The 21,121-nt window shown below is 52.8% G+C and carries 8 protein-coding genes; 2 read left to right on the top strand and 6 right to left on the bottom strand.

Features of this window, described 5'->3' with window-relative positions:
* Positions 1-14: 14 nt before the first annotated feature.
* The 5 genes from ACX1DY_RS15105 to hprK all read right to left on the bottom strand — a co-directional run bounded on the left by ACX1DY_RS15105 (position 15) and on the right by hprK (position 18,916).
* The gene (locus tag ACX1DY_RS15105) at positions 15-7,694 is read right to left on the bottom strand and encodes an S-layer homology domain-containing protein (RefSeq protein WP_458965007.1); all 7,680 of its coding nucleotides are present in this window, start codon (positions 7,692-7,694) and stop codon (positions 15-17) included.
* A gap of 115 nt (positions 7,695-7,809) precedes the next feature.
* A complete protein-coding gene (locus ACX1DY_RS15100) occupies positions 7,810-13,080 on the bottom strand; it encodes a hypothetical protein (RefSeq protein WP_458965006.1) in 5,271 nt (1,756 codons plus the stop codon).
* Between the two features lie 105 nt (positions 13,081-13,185).
* Positions 13,186-13,860 carry a S1 family peptidase gene (locus ACX1DY_RS15095; RefSeq protein WP_458965005.1) on the bottom strand — a complete coding sequence of 225 codons (675 nt, stop codon included), beginning with the start codon at positions 13,858-13,860 and terminating at the stop codon, positions 13,186-13,188.
* A 348-nt stretch (positions 13,861-14,208) separates the two neighbouring features.
* Entirely contained in the window at positions 14,209-17,559 is a 3,351-nt protein-coding gene (locus tag ACX1DY_RS15090; RefSeq protein ID WP_458965004.1) for a glycosyl hydrolase 53 family protein, read from the bottom strand.
* A 427-nt stretch (positions 17,560-17,986) separates the two neighbouring features.
* Entirely contained in the window at positions 17,987-18,916 is a 930-nt protein-coding gene (gene hprK / locus ACX1DY_RS15085; RefSeq protein WP_458965003.1) for an HPr(Ser) kinase/phosphatase, read from the bottom strand.
* 256 nt (positions 18,917-19,172) lie between these two features.
* Here hprK and ACX1DY_RS15080 point away from each other — a divergent pair, with 256 nt between their 5' ends.
* Positions 19,173-19,670: a DinB family protein gene (locus ACX1DY_RS15080; protein WP_458965002.1), complete on the top strand. Its 498-nt coding sequence runs from the start codon at positions 19,173-19,175 to the stop codon at positions 19,668-19,670.
* 39 nt (positions 19,671-19,709) lie between these two features.
* The gene (locus ACX1DY_RS15075; RefSeq protein WP_458965001.1) at positions 19,710-20,078 is read left to right on the top strand and encodes a DUF1304 domain-containing protein; all 369 of its coding nucleotides are present in this window, start codon (positions 19,710-19,712) and stop codon (positions 20,076-20,078) included.
* A 188-nt stretch (positions 20,079-20,266) separates the two neighbouring features.
* On the opposite strand, the gene ACX1DY_RS15070 is transcribed toward ACX1DY_RS15075, so the two are convergent.
* A complete protein-coding gene (locus ACX1DY_RS15070; RefSeq protein WP_458965000.1) occupies positions 20,267-21,064 on the bottom strand; it encodes an SDR family NAD(P)-dependent oxidoreductase in 798 nt (265 codons plus the stop codon).
* Positions 21,065-21,121: the final 57 nt, after the last annotated feature.

Raw genomic sequence — 21,121 nt, 5'->3', positions numbered from 1 at the left:
CGCTTCCGCGCTCCTTATGGATTGCCTACGGGCACGAGATCACCCAATCTGATCGCAATGGCCGCGGCCTGGGCGCGGGTGAGCGCACCGTCAAGGAGAAGGAAGCCGTCCTGGCCCGAAATCAGATTCTGCTTCACGCTCAGCACAACTGCATCTCTGGCCCAAGCAGGGATGGTTTCCGCATCCTTGAACTTCGACAGAATGGCGTCCGCTTCAGCCTTGGCGACTGGCTTGTCCACTCCCAGCAGCTTCACCGCCCGGCCAGCCATTACCATTGCTGACAAACGGGAAATCTCCTCATTCGGGTGGAATGTGCCATCCTTGAAGCCGGTAACCAAACCGTTCTTAACGGCAATGGATAAGCTGCGGCTATACCAGCTATCCGCCTTCACATCGGCAAAAGCAACCTGTTCCTGCTGATTCATCAGCCCCAGTACCCGCAGCAGCACCGCCGGATACTCCGCCCGGGTGATCCGGCTGTTCGGATCGAACCGATTTTCGGAGCGGCCCTGCATGAACAGCTTGGCTGCCGCCTCCTGAATCGTTGACTTGGCCCAGTGGGTGTCCTTCACATCGGCGAATGCCGCATTCTTGCTGATGAAGCCAATGCTTCCGTTCCCTGTCAGAGTCAGGTTGATGTACACCTTGTTGCTGACAACATCCAGGGACCAAGGCACAGTGGTCCAGTTGCCGCTGCTGTCCTGAAGCACGACTGCAGTAATGTCTTTTGCCGCAATGGTCTCAGGCAATGCCACCTTCGCCGCTACCGAACGGTTCTTGTAAATGCCGTTCTCCTGAATATCGAAGGTAACGCCCTCGCCGCCACCTAGCAGTGTAGAGCCCTGTGCTTTGGCGACTTTCGCCAGCTCTGCCTTCCGGCTGCTGCTGTTTTTGTCGATGGCGATCTGCAGATCCTCTCCGGTTGCCGCCGCCGCGCTGGCAGGGAAGGTTAGCTCTGCGAATGGCAGAACCATGCGGAGCCATTGCCCGCGATCCGCTGCCTGTGCCAGCGTTTTGCGGTCAACCGCAAATGCATATCCGCTGACCGCCCCATCCTTGCCTTCAATCAGTAATGTCTTGGAGGAATCGTCGCCCGCACCTGTGATTTTGGCCGTCAGACGGTCATCCTGCTTCTGCGCCTGAACAGGGGAGCCTCCAACAAAAATACCGGAATCATTACCGTTTTTCGTGCCGCCGCTGCCGGCACCACCGCCAATACCCGCACCGCCACCGGCGCCGCCTGTGCCGCCACCAGTATTGCCACCTCCTGTGCCGCTCTCGCTCCACAGCACCGCCGGCATAAGCACCGATACCGCCAGCGCCTGCTTGCCGCCGTCCGGCCGCTTGGCTACAGCAATCCGGTCGCCGCTGACGGCAGAAATCACGCCGCCATCCGGGAGAAGCGCCCAATTGCTAACATCATCTTTGTAGCGGGGCGCAGGTGAAGCAGTATCCGCTGCAGGATACACCTTGTAGACCAGCTTGGCATTGCTTGTGTCGCCTGCCGACACTATGTTAACCTTCGTAGCCGCCGCATTGCCGGAGACAGCGGAGGTATAGGCCTTGATGTCAGTAACTACATTTACTGCCGTCATGCCTTGAAGCGTTGCACCGCCGGACAGCTTGTAGTCTGCGGACACAATCGCCGAGCCTTCGGCGAGGCCAGTCACCTTGCCGTCTTCGGATACTGCTGCAGCTTCACCCGCATACAAGGAATAGGTCAGCTTCTCCAGATCGCTGTCTGCAACCGGCACTTCCTTGTACTTGGCTTTGCCGTTGCCATCCTTGCCGTCAGGTACCCGCAGGAAGGCTTCGAGCTGCCGCTCGTCTTTCACACCGAGGTCGGTCACCTTGCGCAGAACCAGGCCAACCGGCACTTGGTAGCCGCCATTGGTCAGAACGACCGAGGCGCTGTTGCTGTTGCCGACACGGTCGACTGCCTCAAAGGCCAAATCCAGCGTTGGCTGGCTGCCGGTGACGGATACTTCGCCGTCAAAGCGGCCGTTTTTACCCACAGTAACAGGCTGGCCGTTAACCTTGAGAACAGCGTCATTGCTGGTCTGTCCGGATACCTTGATCTTGCCGCCGGCTGTCCGCGTGCCCGGAAGCGGAGTGTCAATGTACAGAACCGGCGCAATAGTATCCACAGTCAGATACAGCATAGTAATAGTGAAATCGCCGGTCGTCTTGTTTCTTGTCCGCAGTTCTATCGCATATGTGCCATCCACCGTGAAGGTGGAGAAATCCAGCGTTCCGGCGCTTCCTGCCGCATTATCTGCAAGTCCCACTTTAGCGAGTGACTTGCCGTCGTAGATCGCCTCTACCTCTACATTTTTCTGATCGGATACTACCCGGACGCTCTGCTTCTTAGAGCTGCTTAGCGCCTCCGCGTAAGCGGAGGTTGCCGTCCCGATCCGGGTTGAATCCACGCCCTGTATACTCAGTACGGGCTTGGCCGGAGCCGGAAGCAGCGTATTTGCCGTATCCACCCGTTTGGAATAATGCAGATTCTCATTCTGGTCTGCAGCCTTATCAGGCTTCACCGCCGCAGATACGCCAATAACATACTTCTCTCCGACTTTCAGACCCTTATACTTGATCGAATCGCCGTCCACTGCCTTGCCCGCAAGGCTGGAATGATCCACCTTGCTGGACGTAGAAGCCCCCGTCCAGCCGCCAAGGCGGATGCCTTCATATTTGCCGCTCTGCTCATTCCAGTACGGCTGCAATTCCTCTTCCGTGAACAGAAGGGAGCTGAAATTCTCGTATTCCGCCAGCTTTCCATCCTTCTGCTGAAGCGCTTCGATGCTGTAGCTGTGCTCGTAATTGGTCTGTCCCGGCTTCTTCGCCGCAGGCTTGAAGCTCAGCTCGAAATACCCGTTGCCCGCAGGCTTGACCGCTACATCGCTAACCTCGGCAGGAGCAAGCGGGTCCACCAGCTTGAACTTGTCCGCGCTTGTCTTCGTTCCGAAGCTTGTGGACGAGTGCAGCTCTGCCCGCAAATAATAATCCCCCTGGGCCATCAGGCCTCTGATGTCTTCCGTAGCTCCCAGCATGGAAACCTGGATAGCGTCAATCCGGGTGCTGCCCGATGTGATGCTGCCAGCCACTCCGCCGCCTTGATCTGCTTTCAGATCCTTCGCAATCAGTACACCCGCATCCCCAGGAGCCTGAATAGCTCCATTTGCAGAAGCGGGAAGCACTGCATCCTTTGTCAGATACAGGCTGATGGTATCATCCGGCTTGGCATTTGATACCTTCCAGGAAGCCGAGAACGCATTCGCGTCTGTGCTGATCTGATCCAGTCTGACCTCATCCAGCTTGGATACCTCAGGGATGTTGAACAGCCGTGTGTCCACGCTCTGATCCGCATACAGCTTCCAAGTGCCGCTTCCGGCCCGGCTGGCCGGAATAGCGATATACGCCTTGCGGATAGTTCCGTTCTTCCCGGAAATTTCCTGGGTAAAGGCATTGGCGTTCGGATCATTGATTTTGCGTTCATCGAATACAAGCTTGTAATCGCGGCCGTTATTGTCCTTCAGTGCAAGCTGCGGCAAGGAATCTTCGTAATATTGCACTTCAAGCAAAGCATTCCCGCTAACTGCCGACATTGGAATTTCATGAAGCTTGCCGTCGCCGGACACCTTGATGCCCCCGATACCGACATCCAAGGAGCCGTTATCCAGCAGGCTGACACCGTCAGCTACGCTGTGGTACTCAATTTCATGCTGCGTTTCTTCCTTTGATACCCACGAAGTGGCTACCGCTTCCGCGCCCTCGCCGAATACGACCAGCTTAGGCCCGGTTTCCGGGTCCTGAACCTGCAGATACAGCAGTCCGTCCGGAAGCTTCTCGCCGGAAGTACCGAATTCAATATCTCCGTCAAAATAATAGGTAACGCCCAGACTGAGGAACAGAACAGCGAAGCTGCCCCACATCTTGTCGTTGTTGACACCCAGCGATACACCTGCCAGCGGCATGCCGCCAACGACCGGCACATCGGAAGGAATCTGCAGCTTCGCACTCACGAAGCCTTCAAAATCAATCCGATTCTTGATCAGATTTTCCCCCACGAACAGGGACGCCTTGCCGACAATCACATCCCAGCCCAGAACGTCTACCGTTGCAGAGGCACTGACGAACCACGGCGTCATCCATTGAGCCGCAATCTTGGCCTCGGTCAGCATAGCCAGCTTCTCCGATTCAGGTGAAGGGCTGTAATCCATTTTGCCGACCAGCTTGATTCCCGACTTCTTGAGCGTCATGTCGATGCTGCCATAGAACGTAGCCGGCTGTACGCCAAAGGTGATATCCGCACCGGCCTCAAGGGTCAGCGGCACATCGCCTTCCCCGGCAATCGTATCCGCCAGCTCGCGGATCGCTCCACGGATGCCGGTCAAATAGGTCGCGCCGGTAATGAGTACGCCCGGATCGCCAAGCTCGGCTTCAAAGCCGATGGCATCAGGCAAAATACGCTTGTCCGCAACCTGCTTGAACGCAATTTCCACGCCTACACCCACGCTGCTCACAGTCGCGTTGAATTTGAGGCCATAGGTATTGGACACATCCTCTACTTCCTGCACATAATGGACAATCGTGATCTCGCCGGACGGCTTATCGCCTTCTTCCGCATCACCCTCCTTGGGCTTCGAGATCAATCCAATCTCCTCATTCAGATCAAATTTGAGGTTGGCGTCTATACCTACAAATCCTTGATCATTGAAAATTACATTTTTGATTTCCGAATTTACAATTTTCAAATTGATGCCGCCTGAGAACGAGATACCTCCCGGACGCAGAATATAGTCGTTAAATTTCATGCCAAAGCCCTTAACCGAAAAGCTTGGCGCGGCGAACAGGCTCTGCCGGTTGAAATACACATCAGGAATCATGAGCTGCCGCAGCGGGTTTAGCCGCTCTCCCACAGCACCGGCCGCCCAGGTCAGTGCTCCGTTAAGCGTATCATCCTCCTTGCCTCCGCCCTGATCCTCCTTCTTCTGCTCCGCTTCCGGGTCCTTTTCTCCGTCATCCCCGCCGTCATCGCCTCCAGCATCCTCTTTATCCTGCTGGATTAACGATTTGCTGAAGCCGTTGAAGAAATCGAGTGTCCATTCTCCCTCGAAGAAGACAAAACCGCTGCCCGCCATGCTCAGCTCGCCGTCCCCTTTTACACTCAGGGTATCGAAGAGCGGCGTATCATCTGTATTAATAGCTTTTTTAATGCTCAATACATCCAGCTTACCGCTGGCAAATACCATATCCTTGCCTTGATAAGCTACCGCGTTGTTGATAATAGCCGGCTCGCTTTTGGTGTCCACCACATATTCAGCGTCGTCACCGCTGCCGATCTGGTTGATCATCCCGCGAATCTCCACCAGCACCTCGTCGCCGGGTGCTCCCTCTTCCTCATCGCTGCCTGTGCCGCTATCCTCTTCGGCCAGGCTCTTCTTGAAGGCCTCCAGCTCCTCCTCGCTCTCGAAGGCCTGGAGATGGTAGGCTGGAACCTCCTCCGCCTGCTGCAGATATTCCCCGCCGAATTCGGGGTCCGTTACTTTGGCGCTCAAGACCATCGCATTCATGGCCGTAGTAAAAGCTGTCTTCATCCCGGCATATTCAGCCTGTCCGGGGAAGGTGTAACCCGGGAACGCGTCTTCATACGCTTCCTTCAGTTCTTCCTTGTTGGTATTGTCATATGGAGTCGTCATGTCAAAGCTTCTCTTGACGACCGCCAGAATACCCGCCTTCTTAATCCGCGCCTTCTCATTATCACTGACCACGAACCGCTGGGAGGTAGTCAGATCGTAGAGACCGCCAGTATCGCCAGAGTCTTTATAGTCAATCTCCACCTGATATTCGCCCAGGGGCAGGTCCGGCCCCAGGTCCTTAAGCTCCTTGCCGTCACCATCCTTCAGGATATTGCCGGCCTTATCCACCAGATCCCCGGTCCGATAGGTGATCCGCATATCTCCCACCTGCCCGTCATTAGCGGGCTGGAGAAGCACCGAGTTCTTCACCGGCACCTTGTACCGGTTGCCGGTGGCGACTTCTTTTAGATAAAGGTCGAAATTGGGGTCCGTTGTAGCGTTCCCGGTGTTGTACGCCTCAATATTGGACAGGTTGAGGGTAATATACTTCACATCCGAGCGGTACACTTCTTCCGGTGACATTGCGTATACATAAGTCCGGGTGGCCGTGCCGACAGGCGGCAGCAGCACGAAATTGGCTTTGCTCGACTTGTACTGCGCCTTGACCGTTTCATCCTGAATGCTCTCCAGCTTGGCCTCCGTCTCCGGGCTGCTGACGCTCAGCAAATATTCCGGCGTTGTCGGCCAGGCCCGGCCTGTAGCCATAACCTTGAAGGAAGCCGTAACAGTCTCGCCGGGCTTGAACTTCGGCTGTATGCCCTGTTCCGCCTGCTCCGGGGTCGCTTCCTTACGGAAGATGGCGGTCTGTGAATTGCCGGTCCGGGTCAGAATCTTCCCGTTCGCATCCCGCTTGATCTTTCCGCTTGTATCCACATCAACGAATTTGAGCGCGTTATCCAGCTGCAGACTGACATTGATGCTAGATTGCTCCGTGTTGAAGGCCTCCAGATTTTCCACCTCAGCGGTAATATCAAAAACGCCCTCATTCTCATAGCCGCTGTTATCATCCAGAGTCGCCAGCTGGTTCACCGGATCAATATAGCGGATGGAGAACGCCTTGTCCGGCTGCACAATTTCTCCCAGCCCATATACGGTTTCATAGCTGTGCACAGCACCTGCAGGAATAGCATCAGGGTTCCAGTACAACGCAACCGCTGAATCCGCCGTGCCATAATCGTTGGTATCCGTAGTGAAATCCAGGTTGGGATTCACTTCATAGTCCCACTTGGTGTTAGCCATTTTGCTCCAGTGGCCCACAACCATTTCATCCACAATATTGATGTCATTCTCGGAAAAATTGTTGAAGCCATACGCCACAGCGTTGGTAGCCAGAGGGTCTGTGCTGTCATACTTGTCTTTCATGACCCAATAGGCTGGCAGCGTATAAAGCGCCTTTTCATCTTCACCGATGCCGGGAGGAAGCTTGTCCTCGTCCACCAGTCTCCGCTCCACCTGCAGGGGAGTCTTATAGACCTTGCCTACTTGAAAAGCCGGTCCGTCGTTGCTGCCTACCATCGTATCCAGCAAAATCCGCGAGCCTACCTGTACCGTAGACTTCGTATTGTTGTTAACCAGATAGCTTACATTCACATTGCCGGCATTTATTTTGTCAGAGGTATTCATATACAGCTTGATGATCTGCTTGATCTGGATGCCCTTGATCGTCCATACCGTTTCAATCTGCTTCGTTCCGTCCGTATTCTGTACAATCTGGGGAGTGGTGATCTCGGAAAACAGCTCCGCACCGAACTTGTACGGATTGCCGAAGATATAGTCCGTTCCGTCAATACGGAAGGTCGTAAAGGAGGTCTCTGGGTCATCTCCCTTGAACATCATGTCAATATTCTGATCCTTCTTGCGGATCGGCTGACCTTCGACGGTACGGATAGCGAAGCGGCCCGTAGCATTATTAATCGTTATTTTGACAAGACCGTTGCTCAGAACCGTTGTATCCGCCTTACCGGCCTCTTCGGCCAATACCGAGACAGGGGTAGCAAAGGCGAGGAGCATTACCAGTAGAACCGTAATCGTCTGCTTAATTCCTCTCATCAATTCTGACTCCTTCATTCTTGAAATTTGGAAGAAAGCCGGCAAGCGGCAGAGACCTTCCCGCCTCTGTCATTTGCCCGGCTTTCTCCTTCGGCATTGCCGCTTGCTGAACTGCTTATGATTCCATGCCGCCGATAAAGAAGGAGACGATCTCCCGCTCTCTTTCCTGTGTTCTGATAATAATGGTGTACCAGCCTGTCTTAGGGAAGACGACCTGGTACTTATTCGCCGTCAGCTCCTTGAGCGGTATTTCCTCAGCGATGTATTTCATCTGGCCTTCCCGGTATAACCCGGAGTGATAGAGAAGAGTGTACGTCGCCTGCTCATTGACGAGTTCCTTCCCGCTCACATTCATCTTGTCGTAACCAAGCACGCTGAAGGTGATCTTGTTCGTGTCGAACAGCACAGTCTCTGATAGGCTGGAGGACAGCACCTGTCCGTTGCCGGTGATCAGCAGCCCCGCGTCTTTCATGACTACAACCTCTTGCTTCGCACTTGCGGTATTGCCTACCTGGTCCGTTACAGTGTAGGTAACAGTCTGCTTGCCGGTCTTGCTTAGATCCAGACTGCTGACCGTAACCTTCAGCTTATCTGCGTCAGACACATTATCCGTGACGACGTAGCCGCCAAGATCACGCAGAGCATCAAAATCCTTCTGCCCCCGGATGACCGAAGCCACAGGACGTTTCAGTTTGATCTCCGGCGCCGTATTATCCAGGCCATCTATTTGGATGGCGGAAACGATGCTTCTGCCCAGAAGATCGCTGAGTACCAAATGGCTATTGCCGTTCGCCTTATAGGTGGCTGAATGTGTGTAGCTGCCATCTGCGCCGCTGATCTTGTTGGCATAGCCGCTTCCCTGAACTACGGGCACAGCGCCCGTGAACATCTGGTTAGGGGCATCAATCTGGCCGCTCAAGGTGGCCTTCACTGCACCCTTGGCATAGGTCTTGCCGTTGATGGTAACAAGCTTGCTTGGAGAAAGCGCATGTCCATCGCCATCTACAAATTCGTAGCTAATCTTAGGCTGCTCCAGCGCGGGAGCAATGCTCTTGATGTTCTCCTCCAGAGCCGCTGTATTTCCCTGCGGGTCCTGTACGATGATTCGGACCGGATTGTTCTGAAGAAGAACGGTCGGATTCTTGCCCTGCACCACCAGGAAATTCTCGCTTCCGGGGAAGCTTTTTTCAGCCGTCAGCACAACTCCTGTAGCCAGCAGCACATTGCCCTGAGCGTCCAGAAGAGTCTTGAAGGACTTGGAGCCGCCCGTTCCATAGTTGTAGGTTTTGACCAGAGATACCTCTGGAGGTGTTCTGTCAATATTGGCTGCCTTCGCAATTGCCGAGCCCGTATTCCCCGCTTCATCCTCGAATTCGAACGTAAATGATCCATTCTCTTTGAAAATATAGCTGTCTCTTCCGCCATTGTTCAGGATGCGAACCGGCTCGGAGGTGATCAGCTTGGCCGTAACATTCCCCCGGGTTGGACCTGTGATATTGTATTCAATGACACCCTCCGGCGAAGTCATGTCGATGTTGCTTACCACCGCCAGCAGCGTAGCCTTGCGTTCCGAATCTGTCAGGTCGACCAGATCAAAGGTGTAGAGGCCATTCTGCGAAATCTTGAAGCTGTTCCCCTTGACCCGCTCTGGCGGAGCCGGGTTATCCGCCGAAGGAGTTACCTTGGTTCCCGTCGGCACGGTGATGCTCAGTGTAACGCCACCGCTCTTTGTAGGCCTCACTGTGCTGTAAGATACCAGTCCGTGCAGCGGATCGGCCGCTGCATCGAATTGGCTCGTATCAATAGATACGGGAGTGCTCACCACCCCTGAAGGGGAGCGGAATTTAGCCATCAGCTTGAGCTGATCGGGAGAAGTCTGCGTCACGCCGACCTGCACAAAGTTCGTGTACGGTCTCCACACGCTCCATGTAACCCCGTTGTCGCGGGAGATGGAGTAGTCGAAGCCATCCTTGGAGATGCTCTTCAGCTCCAGTTGCAGTGTCGCTTTGTTCCCTTCTTCCGTTCCGCGTTCAAAGGCAATCAGATCGGATTGCAGCACTTCCACCGGGGAATTATCCGCCCGGAACAATTGGAATGTCCCAGTACGGGTAACGGCGCCATTGCCCAGTCCGTCCTTGGCGTACACATACAGGACATAACCTGCGGATGTGCCCGGAGCCAGCAGCTCGCTGTCAATGACCGCCTTGCCATCTTCCGGCAGCGGCAGCCAGCCGGCAGAGGAGGCATCCGGTGGAGCGGCCTTCTCCGGGAGCCACTGGTACTGAACCAATGTGCCATCCGGGTTGTACATATCCGTTGCCGTCACAAGCACTTTATAAGAAGAACGGGGATAGCTTACGCCGTTCAGACTGAACGTTACGACCGGAGCGGCATTGTCGAACCGGTACAGCGAGCTGTAATCATAGTAGCGGTCAGCATCGTCTCCCTTGACCCGAACATGCAGGTACTGATCTCCGTTCAGGCCGTACACGGCTGCAACAACGCTGCTATAGACTGATTTCGTCACGCTCTCGCCTTCGTAGACATTCTTCACCACCGTTGACTTGTAGAGATTGTCCGCTGGCCGGGCGGCTGATGGACTGAAGGCGTACAGCAGCTCCTGTACCCCTGTTCCGCTAACGGTTACCCCAATGTCATGGCTCTGAACATAACCTTCCGATGCTTCCGGCGTGAAGGCGATGCTGATCTTGTTCGTGGAGTCAACCACGACAGTCTCACCCATCTGATACCCCGTTGTATTTCCTGCCTTGTCGGAAGTTCGTAAATAGAGAAGGTACTCTCCATCTTCAATCACATGATTCAGGGTCGTCACGATCCGGTCTGCAGGCACAACCTGCCAGTCCAGATCACTTGGCGATTCGCCCTTCTTGACCCATTGGAATTGCAAGGAGCCCGGATCAATGCCGCTATGCTCATCCGATGCCTCGACGGTTGCCTTAACTACCGCCGTATGGTTGACACCGGAGACGGAGGCACTAAGAACAGGCACCTTGTTGTCCAGCAGCATAGCGGTCTTGCCATAAATCCAGTTGGAATCGTCATGCTTGAAATCCGCCTCCGTCCACAGCGACAGATCGCTGTAGTCGCCTACAGCCTGGAGGGCTTTGCCGTTTGCATAGGTTTCCGCGTCCGCATCGGATGCACCCGCATGGCTAGCCTTATACTCATTAACCCATCCGTTATAGACGGTGGAATTGCCGGTCTTGTAGGCTTTCATTTTGTCGTACTGCATCAGTTCGCGGGCCGTATCCCAGGTCATATCCGCTGTCCAGGTATGAAGATACCAGGTTCCGCTGCCCTGAACGGTCTGCGCCTGAGCAGGCGGCGACAAGAGATTGGTGCTGTTGTTGGCCACCATCAGATTGAAGTCCGCCAGCTTGCCGGGATACAGACCCTCGCGGGGCTGCTGCCCTGTAAGCGAATAGCGCTTGACCGCTGCGAACTCGTCAGCTTCCAGCCCTTCCAGCGGATCTTTCGGACTCTGGCTCCAGTAATAGTAGACCAGACCCAGGCCCGGCGAATCCCCTGAACCGCCCGTCATGCTCAGCGGACGATAGATACCGCGGCTTGGCCGCTTCTGTCCGGCTTCGTCCGGGTCGAGTGCAGGAGCGACTACTTCAGGATCAAGGGCATCAATAGTGACCTTGCCCGTTTTGCCCCACACATTACCAGTTGCACCTGTCTGGTCATAGATGAACTTAAAGCTCGGGTCCGTGTTGTCGATTGACAGCTTGGCCCAGTCGATCTTGGTGTTCGGAACCTGCTTGGACGGATCAGGATTAGCCGACTTGCTGGTATTGACCGGGTCCATCAGCAGATTGCCGGCGTAATCCTGAATTACGCCCTTGTCCGCGTAAGCAGGAGTGCTGCCGGACCTGGAGGAATGAGTCAGGGCAATGACCTTGAGCAGCGCCACATCCAGATCATCCTCGGTCACGGTCGCCCGGAAGGTCCACAGTGAAGTGTTTTCCCCTCCCACGTAGTAAGCCTTCATCCCGTTGTTGAAGTAGAGGAACAGACCGTCAGCCGATAAGCCCTTCTTGGCGATCACGTCCTCCGTTAGCCTGACCTTGAAATCAAGGGTGTCCCCCTTGTTCAGCGTGCTTCCCGTCACAATGTCCGGCTGAATGCCGTTGGCCGCGAAGCTGTATTTGGGCGGCACCGCGTCAACAATTACCCGGAAGCCGTCGCTGGCACTGCCCGCATCAACCGTTGTATCAAACGGATTGATCGCTTTGCCGCGAATGAACGGGTCCCCTGCATCTGCGGCAGCCTTCTGGCCGAAATTGCTGACAACCAGCGGATTGCCGGCGGCATCGTGGAAATCGGCATCGATAAGCTTCTGCTTCAAGGATTTTTCATTCAAATTGATCCCGGACGGAAGGCTGCTCAGCTCACCGCCGTTCGCAATCGGCAGATTTCCGCTATGCTGGTAGTTGGCCGCCTCATAGGTGTAGCTCAGCTTATCAGTGTACTTGCTCCAATCCGTTGCAGCCGGTAGCTGCATTCCCTGATTCTCGCCGGCAGCTGGCAGGCCCGTTCCGGCAGGGTTGGTGAACAGACTGTGCTTGTTAAGATCCACCGCTTCCCCGGAACCGGCCTTTACCGGTTCGCTGAACGGATAGGTCAGATCCACTTTGTCGCCCCATTTGAGCAGCAATTCCTTCTCATCAATGGTGGTATTGTCGCGCTGGGTGCCCGTGGTATCAAAGATGTAGTCCTTGACGGTGGGAGCGACAATATCCCGGAAGTTCAAGTGAATACCAGTGACTGTACCGGAGCCCCAGCTCTCCAGATGAATGGTGATCACATCATCCGGCTCCAGATCAATCCAGCCGGTAGTTTGATCATCACGGTTCGGCCCGGCTCCAACATAATCTTCGCGGTACCAGGTCCCCAGTTTTTTACTCTTAACCTCTACCTCTGCTCTATCATCATCTGATTCATAGAGGCTTCGCACATAGAAGCGGAACTGTCCCTCTCCTTCAGCCAACTGCTTCAGTTGGGGATTGTCCGCGACCCGAATGGTCGCATCGAGCACATCCGCATCCCCCAGATGCGGCCCTCCGTCCAGATCGCCGTCAACGTCATCAATCGTAACCCCTGGAATGTTGTTGCCGTTCTGCACCTTGGCAAACCATCCAAAAGCGTTGACAAGCAAAGCATCTGAATCTGTGTCAGCATCATAATCGGCTGTTGTTACCGGATACCAGTCGCCAATGTGCAGCAGCTTCGTTCCATATACATATACATCCTGATATTCGCCTGCTGCCTGCGCCCGATCTCCGCCCAGCCACGGCATTCCCGTCGTCAGCAGCACTGTAGCCAGTGTGACGGACAGGCATTTTTTTGCCCATTTCCTCATGTATGCACCCTCCCTAGCGGATTTTGACTGCAAATCTTTTCTATGTAAAAACGCTACCGGAGCCGCCTGCTGCAACACAGACAAACCCGGGTCGCGGCCTTTCCTCTAATTGTCTGCCTTCGCGATCACCCGCTTGACCGACTCTGCGTCCACCGCCAGATGAATGCCATTCATGGTGCGCAGAGAGCCGGACAACAGTCCCGCCGCATATCCATACTGATCCACCAGCGGCCCTCCCGACATGCCGTTGACCAGCGCCGCCGACATCAAGATCCGTTCCCTGCCGTTAATTGGAGCGCCGGGCGCATTCACAATGCCTTCGGTGATGATCTTCGTCTCTTTCATGGGATACCCGATGGCGAACACCTTCTCGCCATGCTTAACCGGGCTTGTCCGCAAGGGTAAATATGGGTAAGACATGTTCTTATCCAAGGATGGAAACTTCAGTACGGCTGTATCCGCCGCCTCGTCCTGAGCCACAATCCGGCAAGCCGCCGCAGCGCCATCATCGCGCACACAGCTTAGCCGCGCCGCCCCTTCCACCACATGATAGGCCGTCAACGCCGTACCGTCGGGCTGAATCAGGAACCCGCTGCCCACATCCTTTAACGTGCCGTCTGCACGAAACGCCCGTACATAGAACACTGCTTCCTCTGCATGGGCATACACACCTTCGGCATCATATTCGGCCAGTGTCTCTGCCTGGGAGACGGACCTGCCATCCTGCAACAGCAGCAAGGCAAAAACCGCTAGAATGACCGCTCCTATCTTGCCGCGCATTAGGCCACCATCCTTTCCTTCGTGACTTTAGTCACACGTTACCAATCATTATAAAAAGGCATTCTCTCAAATTTCTCTCAAAAGTGAGCCGGACTGTCGAAAAATATCAAAACGTGTGGATCTCTCTTTAGTCAAAAAAAGGCGCCACCCGGGATAACTTCCCTGGTGACGCCTTTCCTAATTATTACTTCTGTCGTCGACTCTTACGTCCAGTAGCCATATCTTAAAGAAAAAATCCAAAATCAAGTTTGGGAAAATACGCTTTTAAAGTGACTGTTATTTTGTGTGCCGTTTTTCTGGTTCTAGCTGTTTTTTCGTCAATTATCTTATTTTCAGATTGTTATGATTTTATTCAATAGATTCTAATAGTGTTTTAATTTCCAAGTTCGTTTGAAGTGCATGTAAAACAATTGTTAAAGCTTCTGCACGAGAAGAGGATCTGTCTGGCGAAAATTCTCCATTGCCTTCTCCACTAATTATGCCAATCTTTGCAGCCTTCTCAATTTGATCCTTGTTCCATGCACCATCAATATCTGAGAACGCAGATGCTGCAGCAACCTTTACATTATTAAGGTTAACAATTTTAGAGATGATAGAAATAATTTCAGCACGACTGATTTCTTTATTTGGATTAAATGTACCATCTGGATATCCTGAAACAATTCCATTCTCAGTCAAAGCATCAATTGAGCCTTCCGCCCAATGACCGGAGATATCAGATAATGTATTCCCAGTACCCGTACTAGAAATATCAAATACTTTTGCAATAATCGTAGCAAACTCGGCACGAGTAATTTTTGCGTTAGGATGGAAGGTACCATCTGCATATCCATTAATAACTCCCAATCTAACGAAGATGTTCACTGTTGCACCGGCCCAGTGGGAGGCAGTGTCCTTAAATTGAACCTTAGTAAGATTAGCGTTGGTTTCCTCTAACTTCTTATTAAGGCTGGATAATACTTTTTCAGCATTGACAACCTTGTCATCAAACGTCACTTCCGGTGCTGGTGCAGGTTTTGGTTCAGGCTTCACTTCTGGCGTTGCTGTTGGTGTTGCTGCCGGAATTGATACTGTCGGTACTTGTGCTGGTACTGGTGTTGGTGTTGGTACTGGTGTTGGTGTTGGTGGAGTCTCAGGGGTTCCTGGAGTTCCCGGTGTTCCCGGTGTTCCCGGCGTTCCCGGCGTTCCCGGCGTTCCCGGCGTTCCCGGAGTCCCCGGATTTTCCGTCCCTGGGTCAGGCTTCGGCCCCTCGGCATCTTTTACAAAGCTTAAATAGAAATCATCAATAGTTCCCCATGCACCGCCGGACGCTTTGATATTTGCCCCAATCGTAAGGGTTCCGTTGGTAACGAGAATATTCTGGAGCTCAGGATTATTCCACTGCACCCACCCGTTAACGCCGGTGCTTACTTTCACTTCCTTACCGCCTGTTACGGCAAAGAGGTTCATATCAGAGCTGGCAGCATCTCCCCCTTGGATAAACATGGAGAGGTTATAGTATCCCGGCTTCAGACCGTAAACGTTCTGCGTAACACTGAAATCGACTCCTTTTGCAGAGTAAAAGTGCAGCGAATACTTTCCAGTCTTGGCATCCGACACCTTGTTCTGATAGCTCGTATGCGGTTCACTTCCGTCACCATAGGTGATCTCCCACATTGTTCTGTCGCTATTCTCAAAGCTTCCGTTCAAGACGAAATTCTCTTTCTTAATGACCAGAGCTGCTTTTACCGTATGACCACCTTCCACAGCTCCTTGGATCACATAATTGCCGGCCCCCTGGCTAATGGCTTGGTCAAGCGCGGCTTGATCCCATACGACCGGTATAATTCCGGCGCTTCCATCATTGTAGGTAACATTCACGACGCTCGGCAAAACGATCTTCTCCCCGGCAATCGCAGTCACCGACACATCCTTAATTTCATCAATGGCAAGAGGAGCAACGGCCCCTGTATTCACATATTTGAACACGTTCAGCGAGGCAAGCGGATGGCCGCTGAAATCAAACAATGCCTGGTTGTCAACGGCGCTGCCGCCATACCATACCCCTGCATCCTTAGGGTCATATTCCTTCGCGTAGCTGGACGCCCAGCCTGAACCGTATTTTTCCCAAATGCTCTTATTCTGCTCCAGATTCTCTTTCGGACCTACCGGAAGCCACGCAGGCTCCCAATAAAATACGCCGATCCCCGCAGCGCCCACATTCGCAACCGCCTCAATTACGTTTCTGACCGAATTCGCCTGACCTTGGACGCTAACAGGGTAGTCGAGCGTTTGGCCGGAGCTCTGCGGAGCGGTATTTCCGTGTCCATCGCCGTCTTCAGCGGTATACGTGTAAGAGGTTTCGGCCACCATTACTTTTTTGCCATAAGTATCAGCTACCTGCTTCAAAACAGACGTCAAATTGCTTAATGTGCCATGCCAGAACGGATAATATGAGCTTGCGAACACATCATAATCTACATTATTATCCTGCAATTTTTGCGCATAGGAAGCATATCTGCCCGCCGACTCCGGGTTCGTAAAATGCAGCGCGACCAGAATATTCGGATTAACCTCTCTAACCGCTTTGCTTCCTGCATTAAACAACGCGCTCATCTTCGACCAGTCGGATTCCCCGACAAATTGTCCGTTGGTTTCATTGCCTACCTGAACCATACCAACATCAATACCTTGATCAATCAGAGCTTGCAGGCTTTCTTTGGTATAGTTGTACAGTGCGGTCTTCTTGTCTTCAAAACTCAGATTAGCCCAGGCCTTTGGCGTATGCTGCTTGCCCGGATCTGCCCAGAAATCGGAATAATGGAAGTCAACCAGCAGCTTCATTCCGTTAGCCGTCGCTCTTTTGCCGATTTGAATTGCAGTAGCCAGATCATTATTTCCTCCACCATAGCCATTGCCTGCTGCATCAAACGGATTATTCCATACACGCACCCGAACATAATTGACTCCGGCTTCATGTACGGTTGTAAAAATATCCTGCACTTCTCCGGCCTCATTATAAAACTTCACACCGCTATGCTCTAAAGAAATGATACTGGAAATATCCACGCCTTTTATAAAATCAGACCGCAGCCCTTCAACCTTCTTCACAAAAATATCTGCCGCTATCGGCTGATTCGTATCCGTGCTCACCTGCTTCAGCTCAAAGCCGTCCAAGTATCCCCATGCGGCTGGAGCGCCGTTTATGTTCGCCCCGATGACAAGGTTAGAGGTTGCTTCCTTTAAGACAAATTTGAGGCTAACCGTCCCCCAAGCATTATAGCCCGTGGTTGCCACAGCACCGCTCTTCTCTGCCCCTGCGAATAATTCCACATTACCCGCTGCGTTTCCATCTCCGCCCATCGAATGAACCGACAGCTCATAGCTTCCCGCAGGGAGAGCCAGAATCGTCTGCTTCACCGTAACCGCCTGCTTCCCAGCCGCAGTATCCTTGATCCAATACTTGAAGGCGTGAGTCCCTTCATTTGGGGTGATCCAGGTATCATTCGCGTATGCAAATTGCTGAATATCCACCTGATCCCAATTCGCCGTCTCCACACTCCATGAATGATCTGTCCAGAAATCGGTTTCAAAACCACCATTCACAATATACTTACTGTTCACATCTGTAGCCAAAGCAGTCCCCATGTTGAATGAAAATGAACTTAACGCAAGCAACAATGCTGCACACACAGCGACAATCTTTTTTGCAATTCTCATGTTCTGATCACCTTTCTCCCATAATCTCATCTCAATATATCAATAGATAAAATATTAGGTAACGTATGAAAGGAAACATTTTGTATGCTTAAGCAAGCATTTTCGCCCTGCACCCTTCCACTTCATGATGAACCCCCTTGCCGAACAAAAAAAGCCGCTCCCCGGATTTAACAGGAAACGGCTTGCATGTAGTTGAACTTTAGTTTTTCATATTTGGGCCTAGTCGTAACTGCGGGGAATGTTTGGATTTCCGGCCGCTGTTATGTTTGGATTTCCTGATTTAAACTGCTGGTCGCAGTAGAAATCCAAACATAAAGGCGGACGCATTCGCTCCTCCAATTCCAAACTTCCCCTCCGTCACTTCTGCCCTTTTTATTTTTTCTTTAGTTCAACATATATAGATTATTCCGGGCGGCTGAATCTCTCCTCAGCAATCCCCTTGAGATTGCATCCCGTCTTCGATCCGCTTCATGAAGTCTTCAGCGGCGCTGTAGCCGAGCTGCTTGAGATACCAGTTGTTGGCGGCTGCCTCGATCAGACCGGCTACATCTCGTCCCGGCTGAAGCTGGACCACAATATGCGGAATTTGCACACCCAGGTAATTCGTGAACTGGGGCACCAGCTCCAGCTCATTGTTCAGCGAATTCTCCTGCCACGGAGCCAGCTCAATGTCGAGCACAATCCGCGTTTCATCCTGAAAGGCCCTGCGTCCGTATTGGCGCACGACATTGATGAGGCCGATGCTGCGCAGCGCAAGGAACTCGCGTGTGGTCTCGTTATGGGTCCCGAGCAGCGTCGCCGGTCCCAGCTTCTTGAGCACCACCACGTCGTCCGCCACGAACCGGTGGCCTCTGCGGATGAGCGTGTGCGCTGTCTCGCTTTTGCCAATCCCGGACTTGCCCCTGAGCAGGATGCCGATACCCGATACGTTCACGCATACCCCATGAATCGACAGCTCCGGCGCCAGTGTCTTCACCAGGAAGCTGTCCAGCTTGGCAATGAACTCCGTTGTCGTCTCCGCCGTCCGCAGCAGCGGTATGCCCTCCTGATCGCAGAACAGGGTCAGATAAGGAATCTCCTGCTGGCCTGACGTTACAATAAAACATGGCGGATGATATTTAACGATATTTCCGATATGCAATTTGCGCTCTTCTACGCTCAGCGTCAATAAATAGTTGATCTCCTTGCGGCCAAGCACCTGTACCCGTTCCATCGGAAAAAAATCAAAATAACCGACAAACTCCAGCCCCGGTCTGTGCGTCCGTGGACGGGTAATCACACGGTCCATGCGGCCCCCTCCCGCAAGTACTTCCAGGTGGAACGTTTTCGTAAGACTTAGAACGGTGATGGATTTCATGTTGTTCTCCTCCTGCAGCTAAGGCATATCCTGAATACGCCTCTATTTCGGATAGTATGCTTTCGGATATATTCAACGATACAAAAGAATATTCCTGCAATTTCCTCCGATTTACAAGTACCACGCATCCAATCTGAGCAAGGAATGGTATGATTGACAAAAAAGCTGAATTCAGGTATATTTAGTTTTGTTAAATTAAATTTTGCAAAATATAATTTTGTTTACTAATACATAAATAAAGAGGAGGAGCTTACGAATGTCCGAAGCCAATCTTGCTTTTGGTCAAGCTCTTGTGAAATCGTTAGTTGGAGAACGCGGGCATATTCCGATTGCCAGAGCCTTGCCGGATATTACACTGGAGCTTGCCGGACAACGCACGGAAGGGGTTCCGTATACGATTTACCAATTGGTGAAGCATATGGGCTACTGGCAGGATTTCATGCTGACTCACCTTGAGGGCGGCAAGCCGCAAATGCCTGGAAGTGTACAGGAAAGCTGGCCTGATGAGGACGCCCCGGCGGACGAGGTACAATTGAAAGACGCCATTGAGCATCTGCTGCAAGGAATTGAGAAGGCCGTCGCCATTGCTCAGACCGCCCAGCTCGACGAGCCGCTCGCTTATTTTCCGGGAGAGACCAAGGGAGGAATCCTACGCAATATAGCCTCACACAACTCCTACCATTTAGGAGAAATTGTGCTGCTGCGCCGTCTGCATGGAGCCTGGCCACCGCCTGGAGGAGGCTATCCGGCTTAAGCATCCGAAATTACATTTTGAGAAAAAGAGGGGATTGCGATGATGATTTTGAGTACGATACTCGTAGCGCTTGTTGCGCTTGAGCATCTCTATATTTTAGCGTTGGAAATGTTTATGTGGACTACCCCAAGAGCGCAGAAGGCGTTCGGGACGACCAAGCAGTTTGCACAGGAAACCAAATCGCTTGCAGCCAACCAGGGGCTATATAATGGCTTCCTGGCCGCCGGTCTAATCTGGGGCTTGTTCCATCCGAATGACACGTTCGCATTTCAGCTTCAGTTGTTTTTCCTGATCTGTGTCGCAGTTGCCGCGATCTATGGCAGCCTCACAGCCAAGAAATCCATTCTATTCGTTCAAGGCTTGCCGGCCTTCGTGGCTATTCTCGCCGTAGTTCTGGCGAACCTGTAGGTGTACAAGCCCCCGCTAAGCCCGAGGTCCTCCATCCAAATAACTTGCCGTTACTTGTGATACGGTTCTCCGTATCATCTATAGAGCGAAAACCAAAGGCACCCAATCGGGTGCCTTCGCTATACTCCCTCGCCTCTTGCTTGATCTTGGACTACTACAATACTCCACCTGGAGCCGACTCGCCGTTATCAATGCCTTTTGGAGTTTGACATTTGTTCCATGATCAAGGCCACCCTACGCCTGCTAAAAAATCGGATCATTTGAGCCATAAAATAATTGGTACGACCATCGATGATATAGCTGCGCCCTTGGTCAATCCCGCGAAATCCGGCCTGTACAACCTTTTCCGGGGTCGAGAGCTTTTGGCCTGCAGCCATGTCTTTGCTGCCAACCGCATCGAAAAACCCCGTCTCGGTTGCACCAGGGCACAGTGCGAGAACGCGAATGCTCCGCCCGCGCACCTCCGCCCATAGCGCCTCAGAGAAGGACAATACAAAGGCTTTGGTAGCCCCATAAACGGCCGAATAAGCACAAGGCATAAACGCTGCCATCGAAGCCACGTTAACGATGATTCCGTCCTCACGCTTCAACATATTGGGCAGAAAACAATGCGCAAGGTCAACTAGCGCAGACGTGTTCAGCATAATCTCTTCCTGCTCGCGCTCCGGAGCTATTTCCTCGAAACGGCCGTAAGTGCCAAAGCCTGCGTTATTGATGAGAATATCGACCGACAAGCCAAGTTCGGAAATTTGATCAGCCAGTAGACGCGGGGCGCCCGCTTCGGACAAATCGCAGGCCAACGCATAGGCCTGCACGCCATACTGGCGGGTGATTCCCCCAGTCATTGCATCCAGTTTGTCTTTGGAGCGTGCTACCAGCACTACATGACAGCCTCGTGCCGCTAGTTCTTGGGCATAAACCTTCCCAATTCCGGATGAAGCACCAGTGACTACAGCCAGCTTATTTCTATATGCATACTTTTTCAAGAACAAAACCTCCAATCGATCGCACTGCTCTGACGTAAATTGTCTTAATCATACCGT

It is taken from the genome of Paenibacillus sp. BAC0078, assembly GCF_054483875.1.
Note: the sequence above shows the minus strand (reverse complement) of the source record. Positions and strands in the feature narration are given on the sequence as shown.